The following is a 20,129-nucleotide window of genomic DNA, read 5'->3' as shown; positions in this document are numbered from 1 at the left end:
CCAAACTTCGCAAAATGAAGTTTTGCAGACCTAAGAAAGTAAGCTCAGCCTAAGCCGAACAGTGCAAAAAGGAGCGCGAAAATGTCTAAAACAAGCAATTTAGACACAGCTCTTTCCTGCACCTTTGTTTAGACATTTTCATCTAGAAGAAACTAGGCTTGCTTAATGAGCAGGTCTGTTAAAACCCATCGCTTATGAAACCAATTATTTTTTTCCGTAGCCAATCACTCCAGCAAGGATTGCTCATTTGCCTATTGTGTCTCTTTTTCTCCGTTTCAGGAACGAGCCAGATTGTTCAACCCAACCAACCGCCTGTTTTCAATCAGCCGACCACGGGTTCTACTTCTTTCGGCACCCTCAATGTATCTCCTTTTAATACGCAGATTTATAGCTGCAATACATCGCAAAGCTATTGTGCAGATGGTGACCTGAAAATCGTAACGATGCAACAAACAACCAGCGTTTCTCCAAAATTTGCCATCTTGATAAAGCCTCAAAACGGAATTGCTTTTAGCCAGTTGCACGTCTTTTTACGTAATCCACAGAATGGCGTAACCGAAAAGATTCAAGCCCCCGATATCCTGGCTCCTGGGCAGCATAATTTCCGCGACGCAAGTGCCTGGTTACTAAAAATCGAACTTGATAATTATTACAGTAAAGGAATCACCGTCGAACCAGGCCAGCCCATTGTAGAAGTATATATGGAAGGTCTTCAGGGCAATGGCTACCTAAATGATCATCGAAAATTACAAATCAAAAACTAGAAAGGTGAATCCTTTTCAATGAATAACTAAAGTGAAGCGCGACGGCCATTGGTCATCGCGCTTCACTTTCAATTTATTCCCCCGGAGGTGCAAAAGTAATAGCGTTACCACCAACTAAGCTATCATCCAAGATATCTACATTAGAACATCAGTAGCATACATGATTTTTTTGAGAAATAGTGGCTTTAATATTTTTGATAAAAACTAAATAGGAAGAAATTTTTAAATGAGTAATATTAAGTATCGATAAAGTAAATATTGAATAGCATAATCTCAGAGAGTACCCCTAATTATCAGCTTCTTCCCCTCTACTCGTCAATTCCCCCACAGCTAATGACAAGTTGTCAGGTAAAAGCCTTATCTTTGCCGCCGCAAAATGAGGAAGTATGTACAATGACAATCCTACCCTGGAGGGCATCACCAAGCATGTGGATGAAACCAAGCAGGGAGAAGTATTTTTCAAGGAGGGTAAAGCAGGCGACAAGCATTTCTACATAGAAAGCTACGGTTGCCAAATGAATTTCAGCGATAGCGAGATTGTCGCATCCATTCTGGGAGAAGCAGGTTACGAACCTACCCGTAACCTGGAAATCGCTGATCTTATTCTGATCAACACCTGTTCCATCCGGGAAAAGGCGGAGGATACGGTACGCAAACGCTTGCGTATTTTCGATAAAATAAAGCGCCAACGCCCCGGCACCATGGTGGGGGTATTGGGTTGTATGGCAGAACGCTTGAAGAGTAAATTTCTTGAGGAGGAACGGCTGGTGGATCTGGTCGTTGGACCGGATGCTTACCGCGATCTCCCCAACTTGGTTGCTGGGGCCGAAGAAGGCGAAAAGGGCGTGAATGTCTTTTTGAGCAGGGAAGAAACCTACGCCGATATCAGTCCGTTGCGCCTCAACAGCAATGGCGTCACGGCGTTCATTTCCATTATGCGAGGCTGCGACAATATGTGTTCCTTCTGTGTGGTACCCTTCACCCGGGGTCGCGAACGTAGCCGCAGTGCCTTCAGTATTGTTGCCGAAGCGACCGATTTGTACGAACGCGGGTTCCGCGAAGTGACGCTCCTGGGTCAGAATGTAGACAGCTACAAATGGGAAAATCCCGAAAGCAGCACCTTGGTCAATTTCGCGGATCTGCTAGAAATGGTGGCGCAAGTTCATCCTGATCTGCGTATTCGTTTCAGTACCAGTCACCCAAAAGACATTACTGACGATGTATTGCACACCATGGCCAAGTACGAAAACATTTGCAAATACATCCATCTTCCCGTGCAATCGGGCAATAGTAGGATTCTGGAACTCATGAACCGTACCTATACCCGTGAGTGGTACATGGACAAGGTTCGCCGGATTTATGAAATCATGCCAGACTGCGCGATCAGCTCCGATGTGATTGCCGGTTTTTGTACCGAGACGGAGGAAGAACACCAGGAGACCCTGAGCATCATGGAGTTTGCCAATTACAGCATGTCCTACATGTTCTATTATTCCGAACGGCCAGGAACGGTGGCTGCCCGGAAATTTGAAGATGATATTCCACTGGAAGTCAAGAAGCGTCGCTTGCAGGAGATCATTGACCTGCAAACACCCATGAGTTTCCGTCACAATCAAAAGGACATTGGTAAAACCTTCAAGGTATTGATCGAAGGCGAATCCAAGCGTTCTGATGCCGATTGGAAAGGGCGTAACTCCCAGAACAAGATGGTCGTGTTCGCCAAGCAGGGTAACCACCAGGCAGGTGATTACGTGTATGTGAAAATCAATGAAGCCACCAGTGCTACACTCATGGGTGATATGGTGGCTGGGCCGGATGCTTAAGTAATGTGAGATTTGCCTTTTTGTGTTCCTAAAAACAAGAAGTCGTCAGGCAAATCTCACAGTACTAGGTACTTAGTATAGGGTATAGGGATTAGCTTCGCTGATCGTCGTTCCTCCTCGGAGTTTTGAAGTCCTAAAATGAATGCTATACCAAGTACCATCTATTAGTACACTGAGGTAAATGACACGGTTTTCTAACTAAAACCTCCGTGTCTGCGTGCCTCCGTGGCGAAATTTAAAATCGCTGACATTTTAGAAGCGTTCAAAGAAGAAAAAAGCAATATGGCTGATCAAATTCAGCGGATTAAACAACGGTACGGAATAATTGGTCGCACAGAGGCCCTGGATCGTGCACTTGACACTGCATTACGCGTTGCCAGTACAGACTTGAGCGTACTCATTACAGGGGAAAGTGGTGTGGGTAAAGAAATCTTCTCCCGCGTCATCCACGACAATAGCCCTCGCAAGCACGAAGGTTTCATAGCCATCAACTGCGGAGCCATTCCCGAAGGAACCATCAACTCTGAGCTATTTGGTCACGAAAAGGGCGCCTTCACTGGAGCTGCCGGAGAACGCAAGGGCTATTTTGAGACCTATGACGGTGGTACTATCTTTCTCGATGAAATTGGAGAAATGCCACTTAATACCCAAACCTTTCTCTTAAGGATCCTGGAATCTGGGGAGTTTGTACGGGTAGGTAGCAATAAAGTACAGCACACCAATGTGCGCATCATCGCCGCGACGAATGTCAATCTGCGTGAAAACGTGCAGAAAGGCAAATTCAGAGAAGACCTCTATTTTCGCCTAAATACCGTTCCCATTCAATTGCCTCCGCTGCGGGAACGGCGCGAAGATATCTACCTGCTATTCCGTCGGTTTGCCCTCGATTTTGCCGAAAAATACCGTCTGGAACCCCTGGAACTTACGGCCGATGCCCGCCGTATTCTCGAGGGCTACAGTTGGCCAGGAAATATACGGGAACTCAAGAACGTCGCAGATCAACTGAGCATCCTCTCCGAGGAAAGGAACATTGATGGTCTTACCCTTCAAGAAAAAATGCCGCAACTGAACCAACGGCACCTGCCTAGTATTACGGGGCAAAATGGCAACGATGGTTTTCAGGAGAGAGATATTCTCTACAAGGTCCTGTTCGATATGAAGAAGGATCTCAACGACCTCAAATCCCTTGTTTTCGAGCTGATTTCCACCAATGACTTGGAGATGCCCGATGCGCAGCAGGTAAGAAGTCTACGTTTACCCGATGGTAGCAGTTCGTCTAGCGTTATTCAGCGAATTGAGGAAGAATTTCCTGCGCCATCAGCACCACCACCAGCAGCAGCACCAAGCTTCCCGGCAAGAGAATTCACCGAAACAGAAAGCCCTTACGAGCCAATCATTCTCAGTGAAAACCAGCGTCGTCAATACGACGAAAGTGAAATTGTGGAGGAGAACTTAAGTCTCGAAGACAACGAACGTCAGCTCATCAGCAAAGCGCTCGAAAAACACCAGGGCCATCGCCGCGAGGCAGCCCTTGACCTGGGCATATCGGAAAGAACGCTCTATCGCAAAATCGAAAAATACGGTCTGTAAAAACAGTAAAACCATGATGCTGATCAAGCAAGCCCGCATCGTCAATCGGGGCACCATCAAGGAAGGAGACATCCTCATTAAGGACGGACGAATTGTAAAAATCGCTCGCGACATCTCGGCTCCCGAAGCAAAAGTTATTGACGCCAAAGGTCAGCTTGCTATTCCTGGCATCATTGATGATCAGGTTCATTTTCGTGAACCCGGACTTACCCATAAAGGAGAAATCTACACCGAAGCAAAGGCCGCCGTTGCCGGAGGGATCACCAGCTTCATGGAGATGCCCAACGTTAATCCCCCTACCCTTTCGCAGGAATTGTTGGAGGCAAAATACCAAAGAGCTGAGCAATGCTCTCTGGCCAATTATTCCTTCTACATGGGGGCTTCCAATGACAACCTGGAAGAGGTACTCAAGACCGACCCTAAGACCGTTTGTGGGGTGAAAATATTCATGGGTTCCAGTACCGGCAATATGCTCGTCGACAACGAGAAGACCCTGTCAAACTTGTTCTCTCAGGTACCGATGCTGATCGCCACCCACTGCGAGGACGAAAGAACCATCCAGGCCAACATCGCCAAAGCAAAAGCCAGTTATGGCGAAGATGTGCCCATTGAGTTGCATCCTGTCATCCGTTCCGTAGAGGGTTGCTATAAATCCTCAAGCATGGCAGTGTCATTGGCGAAAAAGCACAATACCCGCCTACACATCCTGCATATTTCGACCAAGGATGAATTGGCTTTGTTTCGCAACGATATTCCATTGGAAGAAAAGCGCATAACCGCCGAGGTTTGTGTCCACCACCTCTTCTTCAACAGTGAGGATTACGCGACGAAAGGCGTGAAAATCAAATGGAATCCTGCCGTCAAAGGGCGCGTCCATCAGGAGGCTTTGTTGCCCGCCTTGCTCAATGACAAGCTCGATGTAATTGCCACCGACCACGCCCCTCACCTGCCCAGCGAAAAGGCCAACAGCTACTTCAACTGTCCGTCGGGTGGGCCTCTCGTACAGCACGCCCTCAATGTCATGTTGGACTTTTACCACAAAGGCAAGATCAGCATCGAGAAAATCGTCGAGAAAATGTGTCACGCTCCCGCCGTCTGCTACGAACTAGCAGACCGAGGCTACCTGGAAGAAGGCCAATGGGCCGATATCGTTCTGGTCGATGAGCAAGCTACTTGGACAGTAACTCCAGAGAATATCCTCTACAAATGCGGCTGGTCTCCTTTTGAAGATTACACTTTTAAGGGCAAAGTAAACACCACCATCGTTAGCGGTCATTTGGCTTATCACGAAGGTAAGTTTGATGAGTCGAAGTGGGGACAGCGGCTGACCTTTAGTCGGGATTAAGAAGATTCCGTTCCAATTCACCCTTAAAACGTCCCTTCCGTAAATGGGCGTTCTTTTTTAACAGTGGTAAGCTAAAATTTAGATAATTTAGGCCATTCGTTTACGTTAATATGCTGTCCAAAACTGTCTGTTTAGACATTTTAAAGACTGCTAAACCCACATATGCGGCTTAATAGAATCTACTTATTCTTGCTTTGCACCTTGCTCAGTTGGTTCCCCCTGCTGGCGCAACAGTTTTTCCCTGTTAAGCTCAATAAACAATGGGGGTTGATCAATACTTCTGGCCAACTGGTACAGCCTGCTATTTATGATGCCATCGGAGAATTTAAGCATTTTGGTTACGCCGTTATGCAAAAAAATGGCCTCGTTGGCCTGTTGGGCCCTAATGGTCGCGAGAGCCTGCCTGCTCAATACGACGATATTAAAGTACTGGACGATCGGTTAGTAGCAGTCATGCAAAACGCCGAATGGCGCGTCATCAATCACAACGGTGAAACCGTACTCGACAAAGGCTATCAAAGGGTACAAATTCTCCTTCCTGGTTACCTGAAATACCAGACCAAAGGAAAATGGGGCTTAATCAAGGACAACGGAGACCAGGTCATTGCCCCTGATTACGATAAAATTGAGGTACAAGACGAACAGTATTTTCTAACCCAAAAAGGCGATCAGCTTGGTTTGGTCAACAGTCGGGGCACGGTGCTCGTACGCGATCTGGCAACCGACATCAAAATAAGCGAAATAGGCTTGGTTTTTTATCGCAAAGGTCGCTTTTGGGGTGCCGTTAATGAGGCCGGAATTGAGGAAATTCCTCCTGTCTACGATTCCTATCAAATCCTGAGTGAAGATTTCATAAAACTATTCGCTGGAGAACAAAAACATTTTTATTCCCGCACTTGCGCCGCTCTCGTCAAGCCAAATCAGTACAACGATTTTTACGCCTTTTCCGCAGATTATGTAGTTGCTAAACAAGGACAAAGGCTCGGTTTGTTGGATGCTTGCGGCCAGCAGATATTACCAGCTCTTTACCAGGAAATCCAGGCTTATGGCAGTGGCCGATTCAGGGTCAAATTTGACAACAGCTGGGGCGTCGTCAATTCAAGTAACAAACCCATTATTCCCCTCGCCTACCAGTATATTTCTCCTATGCAGGAGAATGTTTGTATTGTTAAGCAACAAGATTTCTTTGGCCTACTCAATTCATCGGGTGAAACCTTGGTTCCTATTGCTTTTCACCGAATCGAATTAAACAACCGCGAAGCCAAAGCCTATCGAAACACGCCCTCTGGGCAAGAAGATTTATCCGTTTTTACCTTCAGCGAGTCGGGAAAATTACTTGATAACGATCAGTTTAATCAGCACATTAGGATCAAAATTACTGGTGCCGATCAAAATACCTCTACCAAAGGCGAAAGCACTGCCGATCATCAATTGAAAACCTTTGAATGGTTTTACGAACCAGCAACAGATCGCTGGGGCCTGCGCAATATTTTTAGTGGAGAGGTACAAATCGAGCCTACCTTCGATTTCATCAAAGTCGACAAGGAATTGGGCTATACCATTGTAGGCATCTGGAAGTCCAATGATTACGAATTCGAACGCAGCAGTTTTCGTTTTGATATGATCTTTGGCCTGGTGCTCAATGACCTGGGTATTTTGGTCACAGAAGTCGATTTTCTTGACCTACGCCTAGAGGACTTCAGCGAAGGCTACCCCATGGCCCGCGTAGTGTTTTCTAATGGCCGACATGGGCTGATTGATCGTATTGGTAGAGTGGTTAGAAAAGACATCACCTACATCGGTGAGTTTGAGAACGGCCTTGCCAGGGTCAGCTTTAGTGGTCGGCTATCCGGCAGTCGTACGCCCACTTATTCTTTGGGATCACTGCGCAGTTACCTCAACAGCATTCTTTCGCCCAACTACATGCTGGATTACACCCAATACGACCAGCTGTTTCAGCAAAATGCAGCACTCACCTGTGAAGATTGTGAATGGGGCTACATCGATACGCTCGGCCAAGTAAAAATCAAGCCGGAATATACCTTTGTTGAAAAGATGCTCAACGGAGCCGGCTTGGTCAATTGTGCAGGAAAATGGGGAATGGTCAATACCGAGGGGCAAGAATTGATTGCTTGTCAGTACGATAAGATCGAGTTTCTCGAAAGTACTGGCAACCGCATGGTACGGGTGTACTTGCAACAGCCTAAGTACGGACTGATTGACACCCTGGGGCAACTCACGGTAAGTGCTATTTACGAAGAAATTGGCTCCTTTTCAGATGGCCGCTTAGCGGTAAAGAAAGACAACCGCTGGGGTTTTGTTGATCGCAACGGAAGAGAGGTCATTCCTTGTCGCTTCCAGGAAGTACAGGATTTTAGCGAAGGCAAAGCCGCCGTACGCATTGGCAACACCTGGGGCTTCATCGATATTGATGGCGACACCGTCATTCCTTTTCAATACAACCAGGCGGGTAATTTCCGAACCGGACTGGCCTGGGTAAAGAAAGATAAACTGGTGGGCTATATTGACGAAACCGAAGCATTCGTCATTCCTCCGGGATTTGACCAGGCCTACGATTTCCAACAGGGCGTTGCCAGGGTGATGCTCGACCAAAAGTATGGATTGATTGACCAAACCGGTCGCTTTTTGGTAAGACCTCGTTTTGCAGAAGTAAGTGCTTTCAATGAGCATGGGTTAGCGATTATTAAACACGGGAAAGACCAGTCCAGTTATGGCCTATTGAATCTAGAAGGGCAAGTGATCACCAATACAGATTTTAAGATGATTGCCCCCTTTAGGGAAACCTTGGCACAAGTAAAAACACGTCAGGGCTATGGCTTTATTGACACCACGGGAAAGATTGTCATCACCCCAGAATACAGCAAAGTTGGTGACTTTTATGAAGGGCGGGCCATGGTACAGCGCAATAACAAGTGCGGCTATATCAACCAATTGGGCGAACTCATTATCCCCTGTGCCTACTCACGGTGCCAGGATTTCAATGGTGGCCGAGCCGTTGTCTACCAGGGCATAAAAAATGCAGGCATCATTGACCTCGATGGTCAGCTCATTGTGGCCCCCAGTCTGGATCGCCTCCTGGAATTCCAGGAAGGCCGCGGGCTGATGCGCGACGAGAAATACCGCTTTTACTACATTACCGAACAAACCAATCTCTATGATGGCTATTACGAACGTGCCAGTGCTTTCCGTCACGGCGTAGCAGTCGTGCAAATTGATGGAAAATGGGGCATCATCAACCAAAAAGGCATTGAGATTATCCCTCCAAAATACGACCACATCGACTCCTTTGAAGGTGGTTACGCTAAAGTAAAAATCGAAGGTTACAACGGCCTCAGCAACCTCAACGGCGACCTGATCGTACAACCCAATTATGAGTTTATCTCCTACGCCGGCGAAGGCCTCTTTCGGGTAGAGCAAGGAGACAAAATCGGCTACTTCGACAGTGAAGGAAAATGGGTGTGGGAGTTGAATAAGTAAGGTGAGGTTGGGGAGGCAATTACTGTATTATCTGATTATTCCACCAACCTCACGGTACATGGATTCAAAGGAGCTCCCTCTTAACACCAGCTACCCTACGTTGTGAGACACATCTCAACCAAAGACAAGGATTGAGCCGCTCTGCTCCGTGCTCGGTAGATCGGGTTTGAAACCCGATCCTACGGAGCACGGAGCGGAGGAATAAAAAATACCGTAACCAATTGCTTGATTACGGTATTTTTTCTAGAACACTTGGTCAATCTCGATGTAGGACGCTCAAAGTCCCTATACCCCTGTCCGCTTGGCCAGGCGGGCTCTACCAAGTACCTCGTACTCTCTTACGGCTTCACCGCTCTTGATTTAGCGAAGTCACCTACTTTGATCACGACCATTTTCTCGGGATCAAGGTATTTCTGCATGGCTGCGTTGATTTCCTCAATGCTGAGTGCCATCACTTTTGCTTCCAAATCGGCGTCCCATTCCATGGTACGGTCAAGGAAGAGGTTTTGATTCAGCGCACCGGCTAAAGAACCATCCTGAGCGCGGGTTACTTGCTGCTTTTGCATCCAGCCGCTCTTGGCAGCTACCAACTCTTCGTCGGTGTAGCCACTGGCCAGTACTTTTTCGATTTCTTCGAAGAAGGCTTTCTCTACCGCAGCTACATTTTCAGGAGCGAAGAAAGCGTACCCACCAAGGGTAGCTGTTTGGTCCTGATCATCGGCGTTGAAGAAAGATCCTACCCCGTAGCTAAGACCATCTTGCTGACGGATACGATCGGCGAGGCGTGATTTCAAAGCACCACCTCCCAGCATGTAATTCCCCATCAGTACCGCAGGGTAATCAGGGTGTGAAGTGCTGATGGGCATGGTTTGTCCTGCCAGGAACCAAGCATTCGCTTTGTCTGGGGTCTCAAACTCTACATTCTGCTTTTCGGGCTGAAAGAAATCATCCTTCAAGCGCTCATAGCGAGCAGGGCTTTCCCAATTGGCGAAGTTTTCTTCCAAGGCTTGTGCGATGGCCTCTTCCTCAAAATCGCCCACGACAGCAATCGTTGCGTCAGTAGCACCGTAGAACTCTTTGTAGAAAGCTTTCACTTCGTCTAAAGTCAGGGCATTGATGGCAGCCACTTCTTCGTCAAAAGTCATGGTGTAGCGAGGATCTGATTTATCGTAATTAGACATTCTCCGATTCAACTCGGTGATCGCTATCGCCTGTGGCTCCGAGCGATTTTGCTCCAGGGAAGCTAACTCCTCTTGCTTGAGGGTCTCAAACTCTTCAGCAGGGAAGCTAGGCTCCTGCATCATTTCGCTCACCAGTGCAATCACTGCGGGCAATTGGTCGCGCTCCGTTTCGATGATGGCGTAAGCACCTTCGGCACCACCACCAATTCGTACCGATGCTTTAAGTTCTACCAGTTTATCTTCCAACTCCTGGCGCGTCATCGACTTGGTACCTTTGTTCAGCATCATGCCGGCAAAAGTAGCAGCCATGCGCTTATTCTTAAGGCTGGCTGGAGAACCGTAACGCAAAGACAAACGTGCCTGTACTGCGTCAGCGCGGGTTTCTTTTGACAAGAAGGCGTATTCCAAAGAATTTTTGAATTCACCCGTTTTGGTTCTGGCGTCAATATTTTCGTAAGTAGCTTCAAAAACTTCTCCTTCAGAAGCCATTTCGCGGCCTTCGTAGCCGTCTACCATTGCGCTGATATTGGGCACATCAGGAATCTCGGCACGTTCAGGCTTTTCGGTAGGAATAAATCGACCTACTGTCCGGTTGCTTGGTAATAAGTACTTAGCCGAAACCTCTGCTACTTGCTCCGCTGATACTTGCTCCAGACGGTCGCGGTAAATGAAACCAAGACGCCAATCACCCTGAGCGATGTACTCACTGATGAGCGTGCCAACACGTGCACTTTCACGCATCCGCAGGTTGAAGTCTTTAAGCAATTTATTCTTGGCACGCTCTACTTCTTCCGCTGATGGTGGGTTGTCTTTTACCGCATCAAGGGTAGTAAGCATGGCCATTTTCGCTGCTTCCAGGTCTTTGTCTTTCAATACATCCGCATTGAAATAAGCGAAACCAGGCTCGGCAAGTTCTGCAGCCCAACCCCACTGGGAAGAAGCTTTTCCGCTTTCCACCAATGCTTTGTACAGACGACCACTGGGCTCACTTGTCAAAAGTTCCACCAACACATCTACTGCTGGATAATCCTGGTGGCTGCCAGGAGGAATGTGATAGGCAGCACTTACCGCCTGAATGTCCCCTACCCGCTTGAGGTCAGCATAACGCTCACCGTCCTGAATAGGCTCACGGGTGTAGGTGGGGATCAGCTCTCTATCTGGCGCAGGAATTTTTCCAAAAGTTTCCATGATCATGGTCATGGTCTTTGCGGGGTCAAATTTACCAGCGATGATTAAGTAAGCATTATCAGGCTGGTAGTACTTGCGGTAAAAGCCTTGCAAGCGTTCAATCGGCACATTCTCTAAATCGGCACGAGCACCGATGGTTGATTTTCCGTAATTGTGCCAAAGGTAGGCCGTAGACAATACGCGCTCCATCAGGATGCCCGTCGGGCTGTTTTCGCCCATTTCGAATTCGTTGCGTACAACGGTCATCTCACTTTTGAGGTCATCGCCAGAAATGTAAGAGTTGACCATTCGATCAGATTCCATCTCTAGTGCCCAACGGAGGTTTTCATCGTTGGCACTGACGGTTTCAAAGTAGTTGGTACGATCGTACCAGGTGGTGCCGTTAAATCGAGCACCGCGCTCATTGAGTTCCTTGGGGATATCCTCATGGTTAGGTGTCCCTTTGAATACCAAATGCTCAAGCAAGTGAGCCATTCCGGTTTCACCGTAAGCTTCGTGGCGAGAACCTACCAGGTAGGTTACATTCACGGTAACCGTCGGTTTTGAGTTGTCAGGAAAGAGCAAAATTCGTAAACCGTTGGCCTCTATTTTGTATTCCGTAATGCCTTCAACAGAGGCTAATTTGGTTACACCATCAGGCATTCCACCATTCTGGGCAAAAAGAGAGGAGGACAGGTTACAAACCAGGGCAATTAATAGGAGTGCCCCTAGTCGGGAAATCACATTCATTGTGTATATAACTTGGTTAAACAATTGTTTCCAAAAGTACAATTAAAAGACACACGAGACTACTTTTTGGTTTAGCTATCACGCAAGATGCTGTACAAAGCTTCTTTATTGATGTGGTTTCGTTTCAGACTTGTTCAACCGGAGCCTCAAATGGCTACAAGCGGCAAATTTCATCTTGCACTTCGTTAAAAAGCCTCGTCGATGCTCAGGCATCGCCTACGTTTTTTGCCTCGTTCAAAATAAAATTTGCTACGCTTTCGCTCATTCAGGCTCGGTTGAACAAGTCTGTTAATTCCAGCGCGTAGCCTGATCTTTCATTCGCTCAGCCAGTTCAGGCCCTAAAAAACGATCAATGCCATGGTGTGCCCAATACAAAACAGGTGTCAGCACCACGGCCATGGTGAATTTGTAGGTATATTGTACAGTGGCCACTGCCAAAAGTTGGCCCCAGCTCCAAGGTTCAAATTGCCCGGTGATAGCAGGGCCCCATTTGAAAGCGATGATTAAGATGACAAAGGTGTCTACCAATTGGGAGATAACGGTAGATCCTGTTGCTCGCAGCCATATTTTATCTTCTCCTGTCACTTCCTTAATGCGATGAAAGCTCACCACATCGGTTAGCTGCGCTAATAGAAAGGCCGATAAGGAGGCGACAATAATCAGCAAGCCCTGACCAAAGACGGCCTTGAAAGCACTTTGCATATCGGGCACACCCGCACTCACATATTGCGTTTGCCACCAATCAGCTGGTGCCAACCAAATGGCCGCAAAAACCATAAAAAAAGCATAGGTAATCAGCCCCGCCGTAAGCAAGGTCAATAACCTGATCCCTCTTTTCCCGTAGTATTCATTGATGATATCCGTCATGATGAAGACCACTGGCCACAGCAGCACTCCCGCCGAAAACTGCAAGGCTCCCGCCTGCCCAAAAAGGTTGAAATTAAAAGGTTCCCAACCAAAGGTATCTTCGAAGGCAAAAATCTTAACCCCGATAAATTCTGCCACCAGCGTATTGGCCACAAAAAAGCCCGCCAAAATGATGAAAAGCAAAGTAGGCCGATGGGCTGCAACATTGGCATGTTCTACCCCTGGATCGTTTAAGGTTTGATCTTCCGTTGTCATGAATAAGGAATTATTATGGATTCTTGCGCAAACTTGATGTTCAAGCTCTCGTAAAATAGTATTTTGCTCACAAAGTTTATACTCAGCCTACGAACGGAAATTTTTATTCCTGTTTTCTCTGCGCTAAACACTTGTTGATCAGTCTGTTCAGCTCGATTGGCTAGCAGTTTGGTTTTTTAAAGCTCCAAAATTTGGTCACCATGTCCAAAAAACACGCGTTTTACTTTTTGTGGATGATCCTTCTCTCTACGGCTCTCAAAGGACAAACCATTATCAGTCAGCAACTCACCATTGCCGACACCACCCAGCAGCATGTACTTTTCACCACCGATGGCCGTCAACTGTTCGGACTCACCCAATTTATTCACGATGACACACTGGGATTTAAAGTCAGAAACGTACCTACCGTGAATCGTTTTGCATTGAAAGACATTAATTTCCTTGGGCTTGCCAGCGAATCTTTCCAACAAACCAAGGACATAGCACCAATGAAGCCCAAGGAAGAGGAAGAATGGATCAGGGAAACCTACCCAATGCCACTGAACCAATTGCTGTACTCAGCTACGGCCATCCCTTATGCCAGCAAAGGCACTTATCGGAACACAATGGTGCTGGCGAACCAGATAGATATAAGAATCAGGAATAATTTTGGCGTCAGTGGTGGCGCTTTGATCCCTGCTTTACTCATGGGTAGAGTCCAAGCTCATCTGTCAGCGTCGGATATGCTGCACATCGGCCTGGCTGTGCAGCAATATGTTGTTCTTTGGGATGAACAATCATCCACCCACCCGTACGCCATGGTCACCCTCGGACAGCGAGACAAGTACCTCAACTTCACTATGGGGTATTGGATGGATCGCTTCGGATATCGCACGGGTATTGAACGATACCCCATGGTGACCCTGGGTGGATCATTTGCATTTACAGAAGACTGGCGGTTTTTCATAGAAGGTGCTGCCGTCTTTCAGACCTATCAAAACCTTATGCTCCCCTCCTTTAATTTTTCTAACCGGCGCAGAAAAAGTGTACTGGAATTTGGTGTGCTCGCAATTCCTGATTCCAGTTTTCCGCTCTTACCTTTGCTTTCTTATCAGAGGATATTCTAGGCTGGACTGAAGCTGGAGGCTTTATGCTATTAGGCTTCAGCCTAAGTTACTGGCCTTCCTGATCTTAAACTCAAAAATATCCGGCCGCTGATAATGTCCTGCTGCACTAAAATCGTATCGACTCTGCATGACTTCGTCCAGGTCTACAAAAGCAGTCAATACGCCCTCCTGATCCCAAAGTGGGCCTGCTACTACTTCCCCCAAAGGTGAAACGATAACACTGCCTCCGCGACAGCAATCCTCTTCTACCTGTGCCAAGGTTCGCCACTGCTCAGGATAATCGGATTTTCTGAAGTACTGGTTAGCGCCAAGCACGAAACACCTACTCTCCTGAGCAATATGCTGCAAGATGGGCAACCAGGTAGCACGCGCATCAGCCGTTGGGGCCAGGTAAACCTGAATGCCTTGCTGATAGAGAGCCATCCTGGCCAGGGGCATCAGGTTTTCCCAACAAATCAGTCCTCCTATTTTTCCTAACACCGTCGGGTATACTTCCAGGTCATTAGGGCCACCTTCTCCCCAAATTAATCGTTCACTCCCTGTGGGTTTCAACTTGCGATGGCAACCTAGCAAGCCCTCCGTAGGTGAGAAGTAAAGCAGGCTGCAATAAAGTGTGCTTGTCTGTTCGTCGCGTTCGGTTACGCCCATCACGATAAACAACTGGTATTTACGGGCCATGGCCGCCAATCGATCACAGTGCTGATCCCCCACTGCCACACTATTGTCCCAGTAAGCTTGCCAGGTTTTGCGCCCCTCGATTGTCCGACGGCCCACCACTGCTCCGAAATCAAAACCTCGGGGATAACCCGGAAGGTAAGATTCTGGAAACAGCAAAAGTTGGACGCCCTGAGCGGCCTGCTCTGCTACGATTGTTTCAGTTTTTTCGAGTGTCGCTACTAAATCAAAAAAAACGGGCGTACTTTGCACCACTCCTACTTTAAATCGCTTCATATTATGCTGCTTGAAATTCATCCTGATAATCCCTCGGAACGCAAAATACGCCAGGTGGTCGACCTATTAGAAAAGGATGGGGTAATTATTTACCCTACTGACACTGTTTATGCCTTGGGTTGCGACCTTTTAAGTAAAAAAGGATTGGAAAGAATTGCCCGGATCAGGGGCATCAACCCCAGCAAGGCAAGATTTTCTTTTATCTGCGAAAATTTCAGCCAACTTTCGGAATACGCAGCACAAATTGATAATGAAATTTTTCGCTTGATGAAGCAGCTCCTTCCCGGGCCCTATACCTTCATCTTGAAAGCCAGCCATCAGGTGCCTAAAATCATCCAGGGCCGAAGAGCAAGCATTGGTGTGAGGGTTCCCGACAATAATATTCCACTGGAGATTGTCCGCATGCTTGGCCGCCCCATTATCACTGCGTCCTTAAAGACGGATCAAGAAGAGGACATCCTGGAATACCTTACCGATGCTCGCGATATCGACGATCGCTTTGGCAAATTGGTAGACCTTATTATCGATGGCGGCGCTGGAAGAAATGACGGCTCGACCGTGATCGACTGTACCACCAGCCCTCCTGAGTTAATCAGACAAGGAATAGGCCCCATTGATCTTTAACTTTAAGTAACACATGATACACAATTACCAGGATAAGAAAGTACTCATCACTGGCAGCTCTCGGGGTATAGGAAGAGCTACCGCTCAAGGCTTTGCCAAGGCGGGTGCCCAGGTCGTCATTCATTACCACCAGAACGAAGATGCCGCCCGCGAGGCTTTGGCTTCACTGAGTGGAGCAGGCCATCATGTATTACAGGCAGACCTGGCAGAAGCGTCTTCTGTTCGTCAATTGGTACAAAATGCCCACGAACGGCTACAAGGGCTTGACATACTGGTAAATAACGCAGGGATATTCCTCCCCCACCCTTTTGAATCTACACCTTACGAAGAATGGCTGTCGACCTGGCAGCGCACCATTAATACCAACCTAACCGGAGCAGCCGTGGCCGCATACACGGCCGCTGAATTTATGAAGGCACAAGGGAGTGGTAAAATCATCAATGTCGGTAGCCGGGGAGCATTTCGGGGAGAAGCTGGACAACCAGGATATGGCGCCAGCAAAGCTGCACTACACGCCATGGGACAAAGCCTGGCCCAGGCCTTGGGGCCTCATGGTATCACCGTGCACAATGTAGCACCTGGATTTGTAGAAACCGCGATGGCCCGCCCCCATCTTCAAGGCGAAGCAGGAGAGGCCGTGAAACGACAAAGCCCACTCAATAGGGTTGCTACCGTTATGGATGTAGCGCAGGCCATCCTTTATCTCGCCAGTCCGGAAGCGGCATTTACCACGGGTTGCATCCTGGATATCAATGGTGCATCTTACCTAAGAACTTAAGCTAAGTTTTTTGAGATGGTAAAATAGAAGGTAGTTCCCTCCCCTACCTGTGATTCCAACCAAATCTTCCCCTGGTGGTCTTCCACTACTTTTTTGCACGTAGCCAGGCCTATGCCGGAACTGTTGCTGATCGTTTTGTTTTTCAGCGTTTTAAACAAGAGAAAAATCTGATCAAAAAACTCCGCTTCAATACCGATGCCATTGTCCTTCACCTCAAAGAGATAATCACGGGCCCTCTCTTCTCCACTAATCACTATTTCCGGAGGCACGCCCTCTCGGCTATATCTCAGGGCATTGGTCAATAGATTTTGCAGCAATTGATAAATACGCGAATGGTCGGCAAAAATAGGTTCAGGAAGTTGCTGAATCGTGATCTTCCCGCTTTTTTCTTGCAACAACTGATGAATATCCACCTTCACTTCTTCCACTAGCTGAACCATAAAGACATGCGTGATTTCCAATGGCGTATTGGTGACGGTGGAATAATCAAGAAGGTCTTTCACCAAGCCCTCAATACGCCTGGTTCCTTTGCGAATAAAACCGAGGTACTCCAATTCTCGTTCCGTCAACTTTCCTTTCGTACTTTTCTCTAGCAATTGAGAAAAACTGACAATATTCCGCATCGGTTCTCGTAGATCGTGCGAAGCCAGGTGGGCAAAATTTTCCAGCTGCAAGTTGGATTCGATATAGCGTTCCAGTTCCTGGTTTTTATCGAAAAGGCTTTGCTCTACCTCTTGAAGTGCGAGATTTTTCTCATTCAGGGCTTTTGTAGCTTTGTTCTTTTGGCGAGTGGTATAAATCATGATCGCTAAGACAAAAGCACCCAAAAAGACCAGGGCAATTAAGCCAAACAGGCGCTTCTCTTGCTCCTCCTTTTCTTCTCTCAGCTCACTTATTTCCTGTAGCTGTTTTTCATTTTGGTATTTGGCCTCCAATTCATCCGTAATTCTTTGCTTCTCATCGTCTTGAACTTGCCGGACTAATTGATTGTAAAAATTGGCATAATCATACGCTTGTTCATAATCTCCTGTTTTTGCGTAAGTCTCCGCCAGGATATTTACAGCTCTTGACTGAAGCTCCAAAGAGAACCCCTGTCGAGAAATCTCAAGTGATTGCTTGGCCTTATCTATCGCCTCGGTATATGCTCCAGTTTCTTTTAGCCCGGTAGCTACCCAAATTAAAGCACGCGATTTAATCCTGGTAAAACCCCGTTCGATAGCAATCGCATAAGCTTCTTCTCCGTGCTGAATACCTTCCTGAAAAAGGCCCATTTTCATTTTTACCTCCGCCAGCGTTAACAGCGTTTCTGCTTTTGATTCAAAATCACCGATTTCATCGTGAAGAGGCATCAGTTCGGTGATGTCCCGAAGTGCTCCCTGGATATCTCCTTCCTCCATTCGTGCCCTGGCCAGCTCGTCGACAAAGATGGAAGGAATGGATTTGTCGCCAATCCTGCCAGCCATAGCCAATGATTCTTCGTAGTAACGGATGCCACGTTTGTTATCTCCATCACGGTGGTAGGCGGTGCCTACATTGCCCAGCATTAATGCCTTTAATCGACTTTCTTCAGGAATGTGGTCGTCAAAAATTTTTATCCCTTTCAGGAAGTATTGGATCGCTTCGTTGTAGGTCAGTTCCCCGATCCCCACCAATCCAATATTGTTGTAGCAAGCAGCTTGCGTATAATAATCATTTACCTCTTCCGCATAATTGATAGCTTCCTGGTAGTAATAAATTACCGTATCAGGCGAAACACCCAGCTTGTAAAAGCCAATGCCTTTATTTTTGTATGCAAATGATAAACCTTCCTTATCGTCGATTTCCCGAGCCAGGGCAATTGCTTTATCCGCATACGACAAGACACTGTCTGGTGAGAGTCTTCGGTACGCATAAGCGACTTCATTTAACAGATTAATTTGCTCTTTTTTATCAGTAGTCAAACTGACTGCAGAGAGCATACTATCAATGCTTTCCTGGAAAGTCTGGGTGTTAGCATTGGGTAAAAAGCCAACACCTAATAAGAAGAGAATAAAAGAAATGCGTTTTTTCATAGTCTGACTTTCCCAAATACTAGCTACTTCATCCCTAAAGTAACAAGTATTTGGGAAAACAACTAAATCTTTTACGCGTCCGCTCCTTCAGTTTTACTGAACAAGTAATTGAGCACAGCCTGGATACTGACTATTTGCTTCAGGTCTTCATCAGGAACAGTAATCATAAAATGCTGTTCAATATGAGCAACATATTTTACCAAATCCTGGGAATCTATACCCCAATCTTCCTTAAAATCATCCTCCGCATCAAAATTTTCTGGCAAGCAGGGCTTAATTTGACGGAGTGCCTGACGGAGAAGACGAACCAGACTTGTGGTGTCGGCAATTGTTGTTGTGAACATGATAAGCTTGGTTGTTTTATAGTGTATGCGTATAAAAAAAGTGTAAAAGTGTAAAAGTGTAAAGGTTGATTTTACTATGACCTTGCATCAAATTATTCCCATGACTTACGTTGAAAACGGGTCAACTGGATCTAATGGTTAACAATTTTTTATACCGGGTGAGTAAGGAATGTTACCGGAAGGGAGTTTTTTTTCGAAATATCATTTTTTGAGAGCATCTATGCCTATTTTGGTATGGACCAATGTAAAAGCATCCTCCTAGTGCACTTAAAATACTTCTGAGGTTGCCTTCTGAAGAATCAAGAAATTATTAACAAATGACCGTTACTATTTTTGACGAAATTGCTCAATGGGTATTTGACTTTAATCATGATGGAGTAGAAACATCTTCACTTAGTGCTGAAGACAAAAAATCACGTGTGCTTCACTTTCTATCTACAGCAAAAAAATCATTAGAAATCCTTAATCAGGATAAATTACTAGTTGTCAGAACAATACATTGCTACAACTACGATAAAGAAGATGCATTATATAAAGTAATTTCCATCAATGATACTAATTTCACAGCTGTTGAAAGTATACTTGACACACATCTAGACAAATGGACAGGAAATGGATTTATACCTCCGATAATATTGCAAGGAAGCACGCTTATTTTTTCAGATAATGAGAATAAGTTCTTAGATGGGATAATTAAGGTTATGATTGATTTTAGTGTACAAGATTTACACATCACTACCTACAGCGATTGCTGGATACCTATTGATCGAAATGACCAACTACAATTAGAAATGGCGGAACTAAATGCCCCCAGGTTACAACAAGCTTTATCCGAAATTTATCAAGCAGGGTTTCATAGTGTTTTTCCTGCACCTGACGAACCCTATTGTGATCATCTTTTACCGCAAAAGGGCTTCAGCGTTATGATGCGCCCTGTAATGCTCAATGAAGTTGATTTATCCAATTTGGATAGTAGCCAGCGTGCGGCAATAGATAAATACGTATTTCATACGAACACATCGTTATAGAATTCCG

General features: G+C 46.5%; 14 protein-coding genes. 9 read left to right on the top strand and 5 right to left on the bottom strand.

Annotated elements, in window-relative coordinates; translation table 11 throughout:
• Window positions 1-194: 194 nt before the first annotated feature.
• The 5 genes from AB0L18_RS21290 (at window position 195) to AB0L18_RS21270 (ending at window position 9,020) form a co-directional block, all read left to right on the top strand.
• Window positions 195-764, top strand: a complete 570-nt coding sequence (locus tag AB0L18_RS21290) for a hypothetical protein (RefSeq protein WP_367389343.1) — start codon at window positions 195-197, stop codon at window positions 762-764.
• 386 nt (window positions 765-1,150) lie between these two features.
• A complete protein-coding gene (gene miaB, locus AB0L18_RS21285) occupies window positions 1,151-2,587 on the top strand; it encodes a tRNA (N6-isopentenyl adenosine(37)-C2)-methylthiotransferase MiaB (RefSeq protein ID WP_367389342.1) in 1,437 nt (478 codons plus the stop codon).
• Window positions 2,588-2,869: 282 nt separating this feature from the next.
• Window positions 2,870-4,177, top strand: a complete 1,308-nt coding sequence (locus AB0L18_RS21280) for a sigma-54 interaction domain-containing protein (RefSeq protein WP_367389341.1) — start codon at window positions 2,870-2,872, stop codon at window positions 4,175-4,177.
• A gap of 13 nt (window positions 4,178-4,190) precedes the next feature.
• A complete protein-coding gene (locus AB0L18_RS21275) occupies window positions 4,191-5,522 on the top strand; it encodes a dihydroorotase (protein WP_367389340.1) in 1,332 nt (443 codons plus the stop codon).
• 162 nt (window positions 5,523-5,684) lie between these two features.
• Window positions 5,685-9,020 carry a WG repeat-containing protein gene (locus AB0L18_RS21270; protein ID WP_367389339.1) on the top strand — a complete coding sequence of 1,112 codons (3,336 nt, stop codon included), beginning with the start codon at window positions 5,685-5,687 and terminating at the stop codon, window positions 9,018-9,020.
• A 338-nt stretch (window positions 9,021-9,358) separates the two neighbouring features.
• Here the strand turns inward: AB0L18_RS21270 and AB0L18_RS21265 are convergent, their stop codons facing one another.
• Together AB0L18_RS21265 and AB0L18_RS21260 are read right to left on the bottom strand one after the other, a co-directional pair.
• Window positions 9,359-12,118 (bottom strand): M16 family metallopeptidase, encoded by a 2,760-nt coding sequence (locus AB0L18_RS21265; RefSeq protein ID WP_367389338.1) that lies wholly within the window; start codon window positions 12,116-12,118, stop codon window positions 9,359-9,361.
• A gap of 288 nt (window positions 12,119-12,406) precedes the next feature.
• On the bottom strand, window positions 12,407-13,240 hold the full coding sequence (locus tag AB0L18_RS21260) for a queuosine precursor transporter (RefSeq protein ID WP_367389337.1): 834 nt from the start codon (window positions 13,238-13,240) through the stop codon (window positions 12,407-12,409).
• A 200-nt stretch (window positions 13,241-13,440) separates the two neighbouring features.
• Between AB0L18_RS21260 and AB0L18_RS21255 the strand changes: the two genes are divergently transcribed.
• Window positions 13,441-14,346 (top strand): hypothetical protein, encoded by a 906-nt coding sequence (locus AB0L18_RS21255; RefSeq protein WP_367389336.1) that lies wholly within the window; start codon window positions 13,441-13,443, stop codon window positions 14,344-14,346.
• Window positions 14,347-14,382: 36 nt separating this feature from the next.
• Here AB0L18_RS21255 and AB0L18_RS21250 read toward each other — a convergent pair whose 3' ends face one another.
• Entirely contained in the window at window positions 14,383-15,297 is a 915-nt protein-coding gene (locus AB0L18_RS21250) for a carbon-nitrogen hydrolase family protein (protein ID WP_367389335.1), read from the bottom strand.
• A gap of 3 nt (window positions 15,298-15,300) precedes the next feature.
• Here AB0L18_RS21250 and AB0L18_RS21245 point away from each other — a divergent pair, with 3 nt between their 5' ends.
• Together AB0L18_RS21245 and AB0L18_RS21240 are read left to right on the top strand one after the other, a co-directional pair.
• The gene (locus AB0L18_RS21245) at window positions 15,301-15,921 is read left to right on the top strand and encodes an L-threonylcarbamoyladenylate synthase (protein WP_367389334.1); all 621 of its coding nucleotides are present in this window, start codon (window positions 15,301-15,303) and stop codon (window positions 15,919-15,921) included.
• A 13-nt stretch (window positions 15,922-15,934) separates the two neighbouring features.
• Entirely contained in the window at window positions 15,935-16,699 is a 765-nt protein-coding gene (locus tag AB0L18_RS21240) for an SDR family NAD(P)-dependent oxidoreductase (RefSeq protein ID WP_367389333.1), read from the top strand.
• Here AB0L18_RS21240 and AB0L18_RS21235 read toward each other — a convergent pair.
• Window positions 16,696-18,750, bottom strand: coding sequence for an ATP-binding protein (locus AB0L18_RS21235; RefSeq protein ID WP_367389332.1), 2,055 nt, complete (start codon window positions 18,748-18,750; stop codon window positions 16,696-16,698). The two genes, AB0L18_RS21240 and AB0L18_RS21235, sit on opposite strands and share 4 nt — an antisense overlap.
• A 71-nt stretch (window positions 18,751-18,821) precedes the next feature.
• On the bottom strand, window positions 18,822-19,094 hold the full coding sequence (locus tag AB0L18_RS21230) for an acyl carrier protein (protein WP_367389331.1): 273 nt from the start codon (window positions 19,092-19,094) through the stop codon (window positions 18,822-18,824).
• Between the two features lie 317 nt (window positions 19,095-19,411).
• Between AB0L18_RS21230 and AB0L18_RS21225 the strand changes: the two genes are divergently transcribed.
• Window positions 19,412-20,122, top strand: a complete 711-nt coding sequence (locus tag AB0L18_RS21225; protein WP_367389330.1) for a hypothetical protein — start codon at window positions 19,412-19,414, stop codon at window positions 20,120-20,122.
• Window positions 20,123-20,129 lie beyond the last annotated feature (7 nt).

The sequence above is a fragment of the Lewinella sp. LCG006 genome, assembly GCF_040784935.1.
Lineage (GTDB): Bacteria > Bacteroidota > Bacteroidia > Chitinophagales > Saprospiraceae > Lewinella.
This window is presented reverse-complemented; position numbering and strand designations above follow the sequence as displayed.

What these genes read in the sequence shown, in the direction of transcription:
- AB0L18_RS21225 (WP_367389330.1), top strand. Translation starts at nt 19,412, where the DNA reads ATGACCGTTACTATTTTTGACGAAATTGCTCAATGGGTATTTGACTTT.
- AB0L18_RS21290 (WP_367389343.1), top strand. Translation starts at nt 195, where the DNA reads ATGAAACCAATTATTTTTTTCCGTAGCCAATCACTCCAGCAAGGATTG.
- AB0L18_RS21280 (WP_367389341.1), top strand. Translation starts at nt 2,870, where the DNA reads ATGGCTGATCAAATTCAGCGGATTAAACAACGGTACGGAATAATTGGT.
- miaB (WP_367389342.1), top strand. Translation starts at nt 1,151, where the DNA reads ATGTACAATGACAATCCTACCCTGGAGGGCATCACCAAGCATGTGGAT.
- AB0L18_RS21255 (WP_367389336.1), top strand. Translation starts at nt 13,441, where the DNA reads ATGTCCAAAAAACACGCGTTTTACTTTTTGTGGATGATCCTTCTCTCT.
- AB0L18_RS21230 (WP_367389331.1), bottom strand. Translation starts at nt 19,094, where the DNA reads ATGTTCACAACAACAATTGCCGACACCACAAGTCTGGTTCGTCTTCTC.
- AB0L18_RS21275 (WP_367389340.1), top strand. Translation starts at nt 4,191, where the DNA reads ATGATGCTGATCAAGCAAGCCCGCATCGTCAATCGGGGCACCATCAAG.
- AB0L18_RS21245 (WP_367389334.1), top strand. Translation starts at nt 15,301, where the DNA reads ATGCTGCTTGAAATTCATCCTGATAATCCCTCGGAACGCAAAATACGC.
- AB0L18_RS21235 (WP_367389332.1), bottom strand. Translation starts at nt 18,750, where the DNA reads ATGAAAAAACGCATTTCTTTTATTCTCTTCTTATTAGGTGTTGGCTTT.
- AB0L18_RS21250 (WP_367389335.1), bottom strand. Translation starts at nt 15,297, where the DNA reads ATGAAGCGATTTAAAGTAGGAGTGGTGCAAAGTACGCCCGTTTTTTTT.
- AB0L18_RS21265 (WP_367389338.1), bottom strand. Translation starts at nt 12,118, where the DNA reads ATGAATGTGATTTCCCGACTAGGGGCACTCCTATTAATTGCCCTGGTT.
- AB0L18_RS21240 (WP_367389333.1), top strand. Translation starts at nt 15,935, where the DNA reads ATGATACACAATTACCAGGATAAGAAAGTACTCATCACTGGCAGCTCT.
- AB0L18_RS21270 (WP_367389339.1), top strand. Translation starts at nt 5,685, where the DNA reads ATGCGGCTTAATAGAATCTACTTATTCTTGCTTTGCACCTTGCTCAGT.
- AB0L18_RS21260 (WP_367389337.1), bottom strand. Translation starts at nt 13,240, where the DNA reads ATGACAACGGAAGATCAAACCTTAAACGATCCAGGGGTAGAACATGCC.